13 protein-coding genes are annotated in these 14,797 nt (G+C 38.9%); 6 read left to right on the top strand and 7 right to left on the bottom strand.

All coding sequences use genetic code 11. The features are described 5' to 3' along the window. Nucleotides 1-35 precede the first annotated feature (35 nt). From ACRD69_RS01925 to ACRD69_RS01910, 4 genes are all read left to right on the top strand, one after another. Entirely contained in the window at nucleotides 36-416 is a 381-nt protein-coding gene (locus ACRD69_RS01925; RefSeq protein WP_430813373.1) for a helix-turn-helix domain-containing protein, read from the top strand. Between the two features lie 60 nt (nucleotides 417-476). Beyond that, nucleotides 477-872: a VOC family protein gene (locus ACRD69_RS01920; protein WP_430813372.1), complete on the top strand. Its 396-nt coding sequence runs from the start codon at nucleotides 477-479 to the stop codon at nucleotides 870-872. 15 nt (nucleotides 873-887) lie between these two features. Continuing rightward, nucleotides 888-1,439, top strand: coding sequence for a VOC family protein (locus ACRD69_RS01915; protein ID WP_430813371.1), 552 nt, complete (start codon nucleotides 888-890; stop codon nucleotides 1,437-1,439). Nucleotides 1,440-1,804: 365 nt separating this feature from the next. Then, complete coding sequence (locus ACRD69_RS01910; protein ID WP_430813370.1) at nucleotides 1,805-1,999, top strand: YwbE family protein; 195 nt, start codon at nucleotides 1,805-1,807, stop codon at nucleotides 1,997-1,999. 349 nt (nucleotides 2,000-2,348) lie between these two features. Here ACRD69_RS01910 and ACRD69_RS01905 read toward each other — a convergent pair whose 3' ends face one another. After that, nucleotides 2,349-2,495 carry a hypothetical protein gene (locus tag ACRD69_RS01905; RefSeq protein WP_430813369.1) on the bottom strand — a complete coding sequence of 49 codons (147 nt, stop codon included), beginning with the start codon at nucleotides 2,493-2,495 and terminating at the stop codon, nucleotides 2,349-2,351. 359 nt (nucleotides 2,496-2,854) lie between these two features. After that, nucleotides 2,855-4,453 (bottom strand): RluA family pseudouridine synthase, encoded by a 1,599-nt coding sequence (locus ACRD69_RS01900; protein WP_430813368.1) that lies wholly within the window; start codon nucleotides 4,451-4,453, stop codon nucleotides 2,855-2,857. 479 nt (nucleotides 4,454-4,932) lie between these two features. On the opposite strand from ACRD69_RS01900, the gene ACRD69_RS01895 reads away from it, so the two are divergent. Further along, nucleotides 4,933-6,699, top strand: coding sequence for a tetratricopeptide repeat-containing sensor histidine kinase (locus tag ACRD69_RS01895; protein WP_430813367.1), 1,767 nt, complete (start codon nucleotides 4,933-4,935; stop codon nucleotides 6,697-6,699). Nucleotides 6,700-6,708: 9 nt separating this feature from the next. Here the strand turns inward: ACRD69_RS01895 and ACRD69_RS01890 are convergent, their stop codons facing one another. The 3 genes from ACRD69_RS01890 to ACRD69_RS01880 all read right to left on the bottom strand — a co-directional run bounded on the left by ACRD69_RS01890 (nucleotide 6,709) and on the right by ACRD69_RS01880 (nucleotide 11,880). Next, nucleotides 6,709-7,338 (bottom strand): ribonuclease H1 domain-containing protein, encoded by a 630-nt coding sequence (locus ACRD69_RS01890; RefSeq protein WP_430813366.1) that lies wholly within the window; start codon nucleotides 7,336-7,338, stop codon nucleotides 6,709-6,711. Between the two features lie 41 nt (nucleotides 7,339-7,379). Next, nucleotides 7,380-9,557, bottom strand: a complete 2,178-nt coding sequence (locus ACRD69_RS01885; protein WP_430813365.1) for a S46 family peptidase — start codon at nucleotides 9,555-9,557, stop codon at nucleotides 7,380-7,382. 172 nt (nucleotides 9,558-9,729) lie between these two features. Beyond that, the gene (locus ACRD69_RS01880; protein WP_430813364.1) at nucleotides 9,730-11,880 is read right to left on the bottom strand and encodes a S46 family peptidase; all 2,151 of its coding nucleotides are present in this window, start codon (nucleotides 11,878-11,880) and stop codon (nucleotides 9,730-9,732) included. Nucleotides 11,881-12,234: 354 nt separating this feature from the next. Between ACRD69_RS01880 and ACRD69_RS01875 the strand changes: the two genes are divergently transcribed. Further along, nucleotides 12,235-12,807: an outer membrane beta-barrel protein gene (locus ACRD69_RS01875; RefSeq protein WP_430813363.1), complete on the top strand. Its 573-nt coding sequence runs from the start codon at nucleotides 12,235-12,237 to the stop codon at nucleotides 12,805-12,807. Between the two features lie 292 nt (nucleotides 12,808-13,099). Here ACRD69_RS01875 and rnhB read toward each other — a convergent pair whose 3' ends face one another. After that, complete coding sequence (gene rnhB, locus ACRD69_RS01870) at nucleotides 13,100-13,702, bottom strand: ribonuclease HII (protein WP_430813362.1); 603 nt, start codon at nucleotides 13,700-13,702, stop codon at nucleotides 13,100-13,102. Between the two features lie 84 nt (nucleotides 13,703-13,786). After that, nucleotides 13,787-14,797: a M28 family peptidase gene (locus tag ACRD69_RS01865; RefSeq protein WP_430813361.1), complete on the bottom strand. Its 1,011-nt coding sequence runs from the start codon at nucleotides 14,795-14,797 to the stop codon at nucleotides 13,787-13,789.

Raw genomic sequence — 14,797 nt, 5'->3', positions numbered from 1 at the left:
CACAGTAATGATATATGATGATAATAAACAACTAGATGACGCAATATAAAAAGGAGATATTACGAATTAAAGCTGATTGTTATTCTAAGCAATGGCAATTAGATACCGTTATAGGATTAAGGAACTACATCAACAACAACTTTAGGGAGAACTTGAATCTGGATCTTTTCTCTCGCATTCGGTTTGTCTCTAAATTTCATCTGCTACGATTGTTTAAACGCTATTACGGCCAGACCCCCAATCAGTATTTAATCGATAAGCGCGTTGAAAAAGCCAAAGAATGCATTAAAAACGGAAGATCTGTTTCAGAAGCATGTTATGAAGTAGGCTTTGAAAGCATTAGCTCGTTTAGTTCATTATTCAAGCGAAAAACCGGCTTTACACCAAGCGCCTATCAAAAGAGCAATTTTCGATAAATTAGTTTGATGGCGATTTTAAATCTTTGCATCATCAAATCACAATAAAAACTTCAGATTATGAAAATTAAACTTGTAAGTATCCCTGTTGATAATCAGGAAAAAGCGCTTGAATTTTACACGGAGAAATTAAACTTCGTAAAGAAAATTGATATTCCGGTCGGAGATGGCAATAGGTGGTTGACATTGGTTTCAGGGGAAGAACAAGACGGGCCTGAATTGTTGCTGGAACCTTCGCCTAAAGATTTTGCACCGGCCAAAATCTATCAAAAGGCTCTTTTTGATGCCGGCTTACCATATACGCAATTTGATGTTTCGGATGTTGAAAAAGAGTATGAAAGGTTGGCCGCTTTAGGTGTTGAGTTCAGTGTTAAGCCAACAGAAATGGGGACAGCAAAACTAGCTGTTTTTAACGATACCTGCGGTAATCATATTCAACTGGTAGAAATCTTGTAATTAATATTTAAACCTATGAGACAATTTATCACACTTATGTTTTTGGGGATTCTAATAACAGCCTGTTCTGACTCAAAGAAAGAAGACAGGTTACAAGGAGAAATCGATCAACTGAAACACGAAATGGATAGTATTAAAAATATACATGATCAGAACAAGTTAAATAGAAAGCATCAAGTGGCCAGCTTCTTAACTTTTCAGGAGGGGAATGCAGAAGAAGCGATGACATTTTATGTAAGCTTATTCGATGATTCAAAAATTATCGATATACAACGCTATCAGCAAAGCGAGGCAGGCAAAGAGGGAAGCATAAAAATGGCAAGGTTTATATTGAATGGGAGTCCATTTATTTGCAGTGATAGCTATATTAAACACGAATGGTCGTTTACACCTGCTGTTTCAATATATGTTGATATTGACACTGAAGAAGAAATTGATCAGCTATTTGAAAAACTCTCAGAAGGCGGACAAATCATGATGCCTTTGGATAATTATGGTTTCAGTGACAAGTTTGGCTTCGTTGCAGATCGGTTTGGTGTTTCCTGGCAGTTGAATTTAATTGAGTAAATCTCTCCAATTCCACATCTGCTTGCCCATTGTTCTCATCAAGAGTGGCTTTTTTTCAAATAGAACAAATCGTTGTGCAGAATTAAAGGAAGGGTCAATTGTTAAAAATATCAAAATTCGTCTCTGATATTACATGATTATATGGTGGTGCATGGCTTTAAAGTTCATTAAATGAGCTTGATAAATCAGTGCCCTGGAACCAGAGAGGGCATTGATATTTTTGAACTCATATTTCGATATACAATCACTGATTTCCTATATTTGCAAGCCATTTTTGGGGGAACTTTTATTAGTGAATGGCATTGACCAAACCTATAGTTATAGAATAGCCAGTACAACAATAATTTATATAATCTACTATAGATATGGATGGAAGGGATAGAAAAAACATTAAGAAAGGAACAAAGGTTGCAATTCTTCAAAAGCAGGATGAAAGGAGTGGACATCTGACACATGGTGTGGTTCAGGATATCCTGGATGAAGTTTCTTTTCACCTTAAAGGCATTGAGTGTCGTCTTAAAACAGGTCAGGTAGGAAGGGTGAAGATGATTAAACTGTAGTTTTGAGAAAGAAATTTGAAGAGGGTGTACAAAAACATTAACATTTCTCGCCAAATGCGCAAAGTAAAACAATCGCAAAGAACGCAAAGTTTTGAAAAGTAATATTTTACACTTTGCGGCCTCTGCGAGATTCTTAGCGTTCTTAGCGTGAAACTTTATTTTCGGACATCCTCTTTTTTTATATCTCATTTTAAATAGTGTTTGACATTAAATTTCAATCCCGGCTTATTAGCATTGTTACAATGTTGTTATATACCACCTAACTTATTGTATGAAAAAACTCCCGATCTCATAGTAAGAGATCGGGAGTTTATATTAGTAACATTTCCTGTTTTTGAATATAGAGGTGCTAAAAGAACAGCAGGTTTTCCTGCCTGAGTTGTTGCGTAACTTTTTCAATTTCCTCCTGTGTCAGTCCTATGTATGGATTAGTGTCAATCTCCTGTGGAATTTCAATGCCATGTGTCATTACAAAATACTTCATTCTTTCGCTCATATCGATAAATTTTAAAATTGTACATCACACATTTCAATAACAATGCCACTCATGCTTAATAAATTAGATTTAACTTTTTGGTGCTAAGCATAACGGTTTTTAACAAGGCGACTTTCTGTAAGTCATCAGATAACTTATCATATCGCGTATAGTTATCTGAATAGTTTTTCAATGAATAGATGTAGAATTTGACGTGTTCGATAGCTATCGTGAATGCGCGGTAGGGTGTGCAGTTATAAGAATCAATTTGACAGATAAACAAGTTACCGCTTCGACGAATCTACACATCATCAAATCAATTCCTTTATGACTCTGTTTGTGACTGTCCGGCAATCCACACAGTTCATATGCTCAATACCCTAAAAAGGAGCCGGGCAGTTAAATGATACCACCTTATTTGTAACAGGGTGTTTAAATGCGATTGTTTCGGCATGAAGCATTAAACGTGTTGCCTTTTGTCCATATAGCACATCACCAATGATTGGCGTGTTGAGCCCTTTGATATGAGCTGCATGTACCCGTAGCTGGTGAGTGCGACCTGTAAGCGGACAAAAGCAGATGCGTGTCTGGTTGTTGTGCCTTTTTATGACTTTGAATTCAGTTCTTGCGGGCTTGCCATACTGATCACACACCAGTTGACGGGGACGGTCTTCAAGGTCAACACGCAAAGGAAGATCTATAATGCCTGTGTCTCCCTTAATGGTTCCTTGCAGAATGGCAACGTATTGCTTTCTGACATCACGGTTCAGAAACTGCTTTTGAATATTGACATAGGCTTGTTTCGTTTTGCTTATTATCATTAAGCCCGAAGTGTCTCTGTCGAGGCGATGAACAATGAATGGCTCTTCAGCTTGCGGGCGCAGTTGCCTGATTTGTGAATAAACCGATTCGTCCTTCGATTTACCAGGCACCGATAACAAACCCGAGGGCTTGTTTATGATCATAAAAGATGGGTCTTCAAACAAAAGTTCAATCTGATATGTTTGTTTTTGCTTGTCTGAATCAACAGGAAGACCCTGAAGCATAAATCCAAGAAGAGGTTCACACTTGCTTTTGCAGGCCGGATAAAAGGAGCCATGCCGGCGAACTTCCTTTTGTGGTGACGGACCCCACCAAAACTCTGCAAGGGCAATTGGTTCATAACTATTCAGAAAGGCATATTGAAGCAACTTGGGAGCTGCACAATCGCCCGTACCTGCAGGAGGTAGTGTATTTAATTTCTGCCTGAAGATCTCTGTGGCACTGGCCTTTTCTCCATTGGCATTTACAAAGATGTAATTATTAAAAAGCTCTTGTTGTATCTCAGCAGATCTCGATTTTCGCAGTGCTTTTAAAGTACTGATTTTATCATGATGCGTTTTTATGGTCTCTTTGAGTGCATCCAGTTCTTCTTTAAGTTGCTTTTTAAGTTTGTTGAATTGACTTTTTTCTGTCTGACTCTCTTTAATAAGCTGCTGGTGGATGGCATTGTCGCTTGTGCTTTGGCGCACTATGTCACGCCTGGCCTTATTTATTTTGTTCTGTTCTTTAATTTCGTCAATAGTCTGCTTAACAGTCTTTTCCTTTGTTGATAGCTGCTGTTTCAGCAGCTCCAGCTCAGATGAGTTCTTTAAGCTTTTGATAGCCTCATTGATCTTATTCAGTTTCTGTTCCTCTGTTCTGAAATAGCCCGAAGGATTAGTGATATCATATACCTGGGGTACAAAATGAAGATCAGCGCTCTCTTCCTTTTCATTGCCGGAACAGGCAGTCAGATAGCCCAATTGACCCTCATCGTTTTTTACAATTAGTACACCATACATTTTGCCCTTATTCATTTCAGATGGTAAGGGGAGTTTTGTTTCTAATTGTTCTTTGGCATATATGCAAAGTGGATGAGGTGAATAATCAAACGGATCATTAAAGGCGTTTGGTAATTCATTGAGTTGTTGCTCTGTTATCGGATAAAAACACTGCATTAAAAAATCGAACTATAATTATCAGGCAATATGCCCGGCAATAAATTGAAATCGTGGTAAAATTACAAAAATACAGCATGTAGAACTGCTAATAGCTGTCCATATTGATAATTCAAGGACTCTAACAGAAGCTTATAAAAGAGACGGAGTAAAAGGAGTTGAAGGAGGCTTTGTCGTTAATGTGTCGCCAGAGCTTAATTATAGTTTAAGAAAGCGAAAGAGGTTTGTGAGGGTAAAGTTGAGGGAAGCATGGGTAAATGTAAATCACAATCGCAGTCAGCTAAAAATCAGTATTAAATTAAAGGTGGTGGATGTAGTTGATTAACAATCCAAAAAAAGATATTACTTTTGGTTACAGTTACAATAGGATTATGGTAAGCATTCGTTTTTTAATCATCCCTCTTCTGTTTCTACAGATACCTCTACATATTATTGGACAAAACACTGAGCCTGATTCCGGTGCTAAATGGGAGCAGCGGATGAAAGAGCTGACTGCTATAGTATACGAAAACATCGATAGCGTGCATGCTCTTGCATTAAATCACCTCGATGATTGTCCGTTTCGCGATTTAAAAAGAAAGGCATATTACCATAATTTTATGGGAGAGGTGTATTACTACAAGCAGGAGTTAAGCCACTCACTCCAATCATATCAATCGGCATTGGTTAAATTTCAGGAAGTTGGTGATTCAGCTCAACTGGCTGCGTTGTATAATAATATTGGACTGGTTCATTATTTGAAAGCTAATTTTGATAGTGCTTTGGTAGCCTATAACCGATCATTGGAGCTGGAGAAAAAAGCCAATAATAAGGAAGGAATAGCCATGTCATACCAAAATCTGGGTATTATATATGGTAAGTGGGAGCGGTATAACCTGGTTTATGAATATTACAACAATGCCCTGGCAATCTACGAGGAGCTTGAAGACTATTCTTCAGTGGCTGCTGTGACAAATAACCTGGCTGTTATTAGTGTTCGCATCAATGATCTGGATGCTGGTTTCAAGTATTACAAGAAAGCGTACGAAGCGTATCGAAATCTGGATAAAAAGGATGGCATGGCTTCTGTTTCAGCCAATCTTGGTAGGTTGTTTGGCTTACAGGGACAAAATGAAAGAGCTGAAGAATACTTTAATGAGGCACTGAAGATATTTACCGAACTGGGTGATCATATTGGACTGGTGCACACTTACAGCATGAAGGGTGAAATGCACCTAAACAAAGGTCAGGTTGATTTGGCCCTTAGTGCCTACGAAAAAGCAGCTGAGTACAATGAGAAGGTTGGTTTAAGAGAAGTTAAGAGCGATAATCTTGAGGAGATATACCGGGCCTATAAATCACTTGGGAAGTATAAACAGGCAAATGAAGTGCTGGAGCAGTCCTATGCTTTAAAAGATTCAATATTTGATCAGCAGCAGCTTGATAAACTTATTGAGTTAGAAAAGAAATACCACAATGAGAAGAGTGAGAAAGAGTTGCTTATTGCCTCAGCGAAAGTAGAACGGAACCATTTGTATATGTGGGGCTTGTCAATATTCTTTCTGCTACTGACAATTATCGCTCTGATATGGTTCAATGTCATGAAAATTAAAGAAAGACAGCGTCGCCTAAACATGGAGCAGAAGGTGCTGCGCACACAGATGAATCCTCATTTTATTTTTAACTCCTTATCGGCCCTGCAGTGCATTATTCTTGAAAACAACCAGGAAGACGCGGTTGATTTTGTAGCTGACTTTTCCACCTTAATGCGCTTAATACTGCAATATGCCAAACAAGAGCGTATTACTCTAAAAAAGGAAAAAGAGATTTTAGACAAGTATATGAGTCTGCAAAATCGCAGGTTTGACAATAAGATCAACTATAAGATAGAATTTGAAGATGCTATTGAGTTAAGCAGTGTGTTGGTGCCGCCTATGTTAACGCAGCCCTTTCTTGAGAATGCCATTGAACATGGTGAGTTGACAAAAGAGGATAGTTATATTCATGTGTGCCTGAAGCGCAATGATGATAAGCTGGAGTTTTCAATTGAAGATAATGGCATTGGCATTAAGAGCTCAATGGAGAAAAATAAGGTAAAAGGTAAAAAGCATGCATCGGTAGCTATGAGTTTAACCAAAGAGCGCCTTGAACTGATGAATGATAATGACAAGAAGCAAGCGGTCACCCTTATGGTAGAAGATCTGTCGAAATATGGTCGAAAGGGAACGCGGGTTGTTTTCAGAGTGCCTTTTATGACACTTAACTGATTTTAAAACCTATTTACGACCAAAGTCAGCCGGTATCTCACCCCAGTTTTTGGTATCCCACTTCAGTATTTTAACTTTAATGGTGTTGGTCTTTAGCCAGTTTTCAGCTCTTCTGACCAGTTCGAACAATTCTTTTGTTTTGGGTGTTTCAGCCAGTTTTGATTTGCACTGCTTTTTCATAACCCATCCAATGGCAATTTTCGAATCTGAATAAATTGGAATATTCAGGTTGTTTTTCTGCAGATAGGAGATTCCATGTATAAGGGCCAGAAATTCACCAATGTTATTGGTCCCCAGGTTAAATTTTTGATGAAACAACTGGCGGTTATCTTTGGTATATACCCCCTGGTATTCCATGACCCCCGGATTACCACTGCAGGCTGCATCAACGGCAATACTGTTACTGATGATATTGGCTTTTGAATTGATGGATGGTGTTTTGGTTTTGCTACCTCTTGTACCCTGTGATATGTAATTAGAAAAGCCATTGCTGTATGCCGATTGTGCTTCTTCTAGTGTGGCAAAACCTTTGTATTTAGCTGCAGGAAATCCCTTTATCTGTGCCTGACATTCTGGCCAGCTTTTGTAAATGCCTGGTTTTGCGCCTATCCAAACGACGTAGTATTTGTTTTTTGCCATCAGTGTTAATATAATGAGTATGTAAATATAAATCGAATTTGTTATTGATTAACTATTTCCATCTCATCAATTAAGTGCTGTGCATTGGCCATTTTGTCAAGAATGAATATAATATAGCGTATATCAACGCAAATACATTTTTGCAGGCGTTCCTCATATGCCAAATCACTGGTCATGGCTTCCCAGTTTCCATCAAAAGCCAAACCAATTAAATTGCCGTCGCCATTAAGAACCGGACTTCCACTGTTTCCTCCCGTTATATCATTGTTGGTTAGAAAACATACCGGCATTTTGCCATTGTCAAGCGCATAGGAGGCAAAATCTTTTTTGTAGTACAGGGTCTTTAATTGCTCGGGAACCCTAAAATCCAGTTGTTCCGGATCTTCTTTTTCAATAATGCCGCTTAAAGTGGTCAGATATTTGTATTTAACCCCATCTTTAGGCTCATAATCGCCAACTGTGCCATATGATAACCTTAAGGTGCTGTTGGCATCAGGGTAAAAATCTTTTTCAGGCTTTTGTTGCATGTAACCTTTTACCAACAGACGTTGTGCATCGTCGTATTGGCGGTTTAGTTTATCATGTAAGTCTAATATTTTATAAAAATAGGCTAATACCTGGTATGAGAAGGCAATGGCCGGATCTTCAAAGAAAGCATCAGGATTATCACTCTTTATTAACTCTATGGCTGTGTCTGAGTCGGACAGGGCTGATTTTGCGTAAAGGTCATCAGTGAATTCCGACCAGTTATCCAGGTATTTTTTACCAAGCAGAGACTCAATCTCAGGTCTTAGTTTCTCAGGTGTTTCTTCAAGGTAATAACTTAGCATGGCCATAAATATCTTTTGGTCCAGTGCAGCGTCAAAATCCTTATACAGTTGATCAATGCTTTTGGTATAATGCTCCAGATCCTGAACGTAGGCTTCAGAGTCTCCTCTTTTTTCCTGCAACTCCATATAAAGAGTGCTTATTTCCAAAGCAAAGTTTATTATTTCAGGCCCCTCAAGCATCGTCTCCTGGGTAATGGTTTCGGCCAGGGTTAATTTGTTACCAAGCAGGTAAGATGCTTCAATGACAGGAAGCGTCTTCCCATATTCTTTAAGATAGAGAGAGTCGTTTTTAAACCATTCAGTAAAGCTGCTTTCGATTTCCTTTTGTTTGGCAATAATATCAAGTTTTTCAAGCGCTTTATTCTGACCAATAGCATATTTCCAGTAGTTACTCGATTCAGAATATTTAGCAGCATACTTAATATTAATTTCTTCTGAGGCTTTCATGGCCTTTGACCAAATGTCTTGTTTTATACTTCTGGTTTCAGCAACTACAGGGTTGACAACTTCCTTTATTTCCTTGATTCCAAAGGATGTCAGATAGCGTTGTGTATGCCCCGGATAACCCAGTGTCATTGTAAAATCATCTCTTTTTATTCCGCTGAGGTCAATTTTGAGGTGCATTTTGGGTTCAAAAGGAATGTTGTTTTTTGAGTATTCGGCCGGTGTGCCATCTGGAGCACAATACACCCTGAAGAAACTAAAATCACCTGTATGACGGGGCCACATCCAGTTATCGGTGTCACCGCCAAATTTGCCGATAGATGATGGCGGTGTTCCTACCAATCGCACATCACGAAACGTTTGCGTTAGAAAAAGTATATAGGTGTTGCCGCTAAAAAATGATTTTACCCTGGCATCAAGTTGATGCTTTATTGAGGCCTCCGCTTCAATGATGTTGATCAGGCTGTCAATTGTTACTTGTCGCCCGGTTCCATTTAAAGCATGGGCATGTTGCAGTATCTGTTCGCTTACATCGTGAGCTTCGATCAGCAGAGTAGCTGTTTTGCCCGGATTTGGTAATTCTTCTTCTTTCGTGCGTGCCCAAAATCCGTTTTGAAGATAATTGTGTTCTACACTGCTGTGTTGCTGAATTTCATTGTAACCACAATGATGATTGGTAAGCAATAATCCCTGACTACTGATAAACTCACCTGTGCAACTTCCGTCATCCAGCGAAACAATGGCATCTTTCAGTGATGGCTCCGATTGGCTGTAAACCGATTCAAAAGGAATTTTCAGGCCTTTATCCTGCATCTGCTCAATTTGATTGTTACTGATCAGGTATGGGAGCCACATGCCCTCATCAGCTTTTAAAACAGAAGAGTATAGTACTATTAATATAACAGTTAAAAAGATGCGCATCAGTCTAGTTAGCTTATATTCCAAAAATAGCTATTAATCCATGGAATACTTTGGATTTTTAAAGTTCATTCAAGTGGCACGAAACTACAAGATTAAACGGGTGAATACTATGAATCTGCCTGAATTTAAGCAATTTTAACAAAAAAGAGCTGCCGGATGAATCCGGCAGCTCTTTTTGTTTATCTATTATTCTGAATTACTTTATCAAAGTCATTTCATCAATAAGGTTAGTTGCTCCTGCATACTTGTCAATGATGAACAGTACGTAACGGATATCAACATTAATACACTTCTGAAGCTCTGTTTCAAAAGCAATATCACCACTCATAGCTTCCCAGTTTCCGTCAAACGCAAGACCGAATAAATGACCTTCAGCATTGATTACAGGGCTACCACTGTTACCACCGGTAATGTCGTTGTTTGAAGTAAAACAAACAGGCATGTAACCAGCCGCATCAGCATACTGACCGTAATCTTTGTTCTTCCAAAGTTCTTTAAGTTTAGCTGGTACCTCGAATTCGAAGTTATCAGGATCTTCTTTTTCCATGATACCTTCAATGGTGGTGAAGTGCTTGTAAAGAACTCCGTCTTTTGGCTCGTAGTCACCAACTTTACCGTATGATAAACGCATTGTGAAGTTAGCATCCGGATAGAATACCTTGTCAGGCTGCATTTCAAATAGTCCGGCAATGAATAAACGGTTGTTTTTGCCAATAGCAATAGCGCTTTCAGCTTCCATACCTTTGATTTCACGGTATTTTTCAATTGAAGATACACCACCGATGTAAGCTAAATCCTTTTGTAATACTTTCAAAGAAGGCTTTTCAAGGAAAGCGTTAAAACGAGCTTCATCCATAAATACAGACTTGTTATATACATAGTCAGCAAATTTCTGGAAGTCGCCTTTGAATTTCTTGTTAATTGTTTCGTAGAACGAAGGGTGATATTTGGTGTCAATATCCTCGTTGTACATTTTCAACAATGCACCAATCACTTTACGATCTGTTTCCGGGTTGTAATCTTTAAAGAAGTTTTCACCAGCTTTTTTAAGATTAGCAACTGCTTTATCAATATCTTCCTGCTTACCTTCTTCCAAGGCTTTTTCAAGGCCTCCGGCTTTAAATGCGAAGTAGAATACTTCAGCACCACGAAGTTGACATTCAGCTATGAAAGAAGTGGCTTTTACAAATGAAGCACGATCAGCATACGATTTCTCCAATTCAGCTAATACATTGCCATATTTTGCTTTTCTGTCGCTATCGGCATTTACCCACTCAGTAAATTCTTTCTCTAACTCACGCTTTTGACCAAGAACATTTAATTTCTCTAAACCGCGGTTCATTCCAATAGAGTTCTTCCAGTAGTTTGAGCTACCGGCAAATTTTGAAGCATACTGAATATTTACTTTTTCATCAGCACGCATGTCTTTTAACCAGATGTCCTGCTTAACACCGCGAGGCTTGATGCGAGCCTGGTTAATGATGTCCATGCGTTCTTCAATACCCCATGAAGTTAAATAACGCTCAGTGCTACCAGGGAAACCGATAGTCATCGCATAATCATCCATTTGCACACCTTTTAAAGATACAGGTAGATGGTGAGCTGGCTTATAAGGCTTGTTGTCTTTTGAATATTCTGCAGGTTTGCCATCAGGACCACAGTATACACGGAACATGCTGAAATCACCTGTGTGGCGAGGCCACATCCAGTTGTCAGTATCGAAACCGAATTTACCAATTGATGATGGAGGAGCACCTACGAAACGTACATCGTTAAATTTTTCGTATGCAATCAGGAAGAACTGGTTGCCTTCGAAATAGCTCTGTACACGAATTTGATACTCGTTACCTTCCTGAGCAGCTTTAACCAGATTAGCAGAAACTTCCTTGATTTTAGCTGCTCGCTCTTCCTCGGTCATGTTTTCGTTCAACTCAGCGTTGATATCCTCTGTTACGTCTGTCATGTACTTTAAGAAAGTAACAGACAATCCAGGTGCTGGTAACTCTTCCTCAAAGCTTTTAGCCCAGAAACCATCTTTAAGGTAGTTGTGTTCAACGGAGCTTAATTCCTGAATGTTACCATATCCGCAGTGGTGGTTGGTAAGGATCAATCCCTGGTCGGAAATCAATTCACCTGTACAGCCACGACCAAAAATGACAATGGCGTCTTTTAAACTGCTATTATTGATGCTGTAAACTTCTTCAGCTGAAAGTTTAAAGCCCATTTCCTGCATTTTCTCAATGTTTAACTTGTTGATAAGTGGCAATAACCACATACCCTCATCAGCTTTCGCAAATTGTACAAAGCCAATGCATGCTACTAGCAAAATCGCTGCTATTTTTCTCATACTACTGTACTTTAATGATTTGAAGTTGCTTACAAATTTTAATTGTCATTAATGATTGTAAATGGGACAGTTATCAACAATCAAAGCTCGTTCAACATTCAAAGTCTATTGATTTATAATCTATTTTCAGATTGCCAAAGATATAATTTTTGACGAAAAGTGAGGCGTGTTTTGTAGCAGGCCTTTTAGTTCTTCCGGAATAAGGCGCTATTCAATGAATATTACTGGAGCTATCAAGGGGATGTGATAATAAGCAATGATATGTATTATGTTTATTTTGTATTGCTTGTTATTGTATTCTAATACTTAGTATTTAACTTTAAGCACTATGTTTTAATCAAATCTTATTTATTTATGAAAAAGTATTTATCACTTGTTATTCTTATTATGGTCACTGTTGTATCATTTGGTCAAACTGAAAAAGGAAAAGTCGCAGTTTCAGGCGCGTCTGATTTGAATTTTTCAGCATTAAACTATCAATTTGAGTATGATGGAGAAGATGTAGGAGAAGACTTTGGTGTCACCAATTTCAACATTAAACCGACTGTTAGTTACTTTGTGATTGATAATCTTGCAATTGGTTTAGCCTTTAATTATCAGTTTGAAAAAATTGATGATTACAAAGAAAACTCTTTTATGTTCGGACCAACGGTACGATACTATATTGGCGCCTCAAAAGTAAAACCATATGTTCAGGCCGATGTATTGGTTGGTAATTCGAAAGCTGATGATGGAGATGAAGAGTCGAAATCTAATATTTCAGGATGGGATTTAGGAGCTGGTGTTGCCATCTTTTTAAATGATTTTGTTTCAATTGATCTGGGGCTTGGTTACGCATCGCTTACCGAAACAGATGATGACGATGATAAGTTTAAGCTTAAAGCCGGAGGTGTAGCTTTCACAGGAGGTTTCTCTGTTTATTTCTGATTCTATATACCGACAGATAAGTTATTAAGAACCGGCTACAGGCCGGTTTTTTTACGTTCCACCATCAAAGAAAATGTTTGCTCAGTGTTTATACGCCATATGTAGTTAAGTAATAGCTGTACATGACTTTTTTTTATGAACAGGACAGGCAGTGATGGTCGTTTTCACCTCACTAAAAGTGATACCTTACCTGTGAGTTACTTCATAAGATGCCTCGTCAATGACCATCAACAAAAAGGTTGTTAGGCAATAATTTAGTCATATGACTTTCCCTGATCAAGGAATAGTAGCACTAAAACAGGCTCAATTGCTCATCGAGCAGACGAAAGGTTTTACGATGAATGGGGGAGATGCCATGTTCTTTAATACCTGCCCGGTGTACTTTGGTTGGGTATCCTTTGTTTTTATCCCAGGCATAAAAGGGATATTGTTCATGCATCTTCTCCATGTAATCATCGCGATGTGTTTTGGCTAATACACTGGCGGCAGCAATAGATAAGTATTTACCATCACCTTTTACTATACAAGTATGATCAATGCCTTTGTAAGGAATAAAGCGATTACCGTCAATTAACAAGTGTTGAGGTTTTGTTGTCAGCTGGTCCACACTGCGATGCATGGCTACATACGATGCTTTTAATATGTTTATTTCATCAATTTCCCGGTGGTCAACAAATGAAACAGCCCATGCTATGGCTTCCTGTTCAATAACCGGGCGTAGTTTTTGGCGTTGTTTTTCTGTTAGTTGCTTCGAGTCGTTCAATAACTCGTGCTTAAAATCTTTTGGCAGTATAACGGCAGCAGCTACAACAGGACCAGCCAGGCATCCGCGACCCGCTTCGTCGCAACCCGCTTCAATCAGCTGTTCATTTAAATATGGAAGTAAGTGAGGCATCTTTAGTTTTATTATTCCATCTAAAAGAAGAGAAGTCACACCTCAATTGAAGTGTTCTTCTCACTGTTTATATTTAACCCGGGGTTAATTTTCAGAGTAAATGACTTCCAGTACCGTTTGCCCTACCGCCTTTAAGGTGCGTTTGTCAATATTATCCATTGTGTCATCGTGGGTGTGCCAATAGCTGCCAAAACTTGTCGATGAAGAAGGATCGTGCTGGATAATATCAATACAAGGAATACCGGTTAACTGGTAAACATATACATGGTCATCTGTTATCATTCCGCCATCTTCAAAAGCAAAATATTGACCGAAGCCCAGGTCATAAGCGGTGTTCCATACTTTGTTCAGAAGCTCTGGAGCAAAACTTTTGGAATATAATTCTCTGTAAAAAAGAGCATTTTTGGCACCCACCATATCAAGCAAGATGCCATAGCGTGCTGTATATCCTTGTTTATGAGGATTTTTGCCCCAGTATTGTGAGCCCAGGCACCAGGTGTCCTCTTTGTTTGGCAGGTTCAGGTGGGCTGGCTGACCATAATCTTCAGCATCAAAAAATATAATATCAATGCCCAGTTGATGACCCTGTTTTCCAATTTGTCTTGCTATCTCTAATAAAACACCTACACCACTTGCGCCATCATTGGCCCCGTCAATAGGAGTGTTCCGTTTTGATTCATCAGGATCATAATCGGCAAAAGGGCGAGTATCCCAGTGAGCAAATAATAGTAATCGATTTTTCTTTTCAGGATTGAATTGTCCGATGATGTTTTTGGCTTTTAATATGGTGTTGTCATATGCTACCACATCGGCCTCCTGTACAATAACGTCGGCACCAAAGCGTTTAAGCTCCCCTGCCAGGTACTCAGCACAGGCCGCATGCTCTTTTGTATTGGGTACCCTTGGGCCAAAATCAACCTGCCTGGCAACATACTGGTAAGCCGAGTCGGCATTAAATACAGGGGTTGCTAATGTTTTAACATTGGAGCTTTTCTTAGAACTGCTGCCGGTTGATTTCTTTTCGTTACAGCCAAAAAAAAGCAGGCTGGCAACTATTGCCAAACCTGCTGTTGTATGTTTAGATAATATCTTCAT

It is taken from the genome of Carboxylicivirga agarovorans, assembly GCF_050589845.1.
In the GTDB taxonomy this organism is placed as follows: Bacteria; Bacteroidota; Bacteroidia; order Bacteroidales; family Marinilabiliaceae; genus Carboxylicivirga; species Carboxylicivirga agarovorans.
Note: the sequence above shows the minus strand (reverse complement) of the source record. Positions and strands in the feature narration are given on the sequence as shown.

Coding starts and splice junctions, on each gene's coding strand:
- ACRD69_RS01925 (WP_430813373.1), top strand. CDS start 36: ATGACGCAATATAAAAAGGAGATATTACGAATTAAAGCTGATTGTTAT.
- ACRD69_RS01920 (WP_430813372.1), top strand. CDS start 477: ATGAAAATTAAACTTGTAAGTATCCCTGTTGATAATCAGGAAAAAGCG.
- ACRD69_RS01915 (WP_430813371.1), top strand. CDS start 888: ATGAGACAATTTATCACACTTATGTTTTTGGGGATTCTAATAACAGCC.
- ACRD69_RS01910 (WP_430813370.1), top strand. CDS start 1,805: ATGGATGGAAGGGATAGAAAAAACATTAAGAAAGGAACAAAGGTTGCA.
- ACRD69_RS01905 (WP_430813369.1), bottom strand. CDS start 2,495: ATGAGCGAAAGAATGAAGTATTTTGTAATGACACATGGCATTGAAATT.
- ACRD69_RS01900 (WP_430813368.1), bottom strand. CDS start 4,453: ATGCAGTGTTTTTATCCGATAACAGAGCAACAACTCAATGAATTACCA.
- ACRD69_RS01895 (WP_430813367.1), top strand. CDS start 4,933: ATGAAAGAGCTGACTGCTATAGTATACGAAAACATCGATAGCGTGCAT.
- ACRD69_RS01890 (WP_430813366.1), bottom strand. CDS start 7,338: ATGGCAAAAAACAAATACTACGTCGTTTGGATAGGCGCAAAACCAGGC.
- ACRD69_RS01880 (WP_430813364.1), bottom strand. CDS start 11,880: ATGAGAAAAATAGCAGCGATTTTGCTAGTAGCATGCATTGGCTTTGTA.
- ACRD69_RS01875 (WP_430813363.1), top strand. CDS start 12,235: ATGAAAAAGTATTTATCACTTGTTATTCTTATTATGGTCACTGTTGTA.
- rnhB (WP_430813362.1), bottom strand. CDS start 13,702: ATGCCTCACTTACTTCCATATTTAAATGAACAGCTGATTGAAGCGGGT.
- ACRD69_RS01865 (WP_430813361.1), bottom strand. CDS start 14,797: ATGAAGATATTATCTAAACATACAACAGCAGGTTTGGCAATAGTTGCC.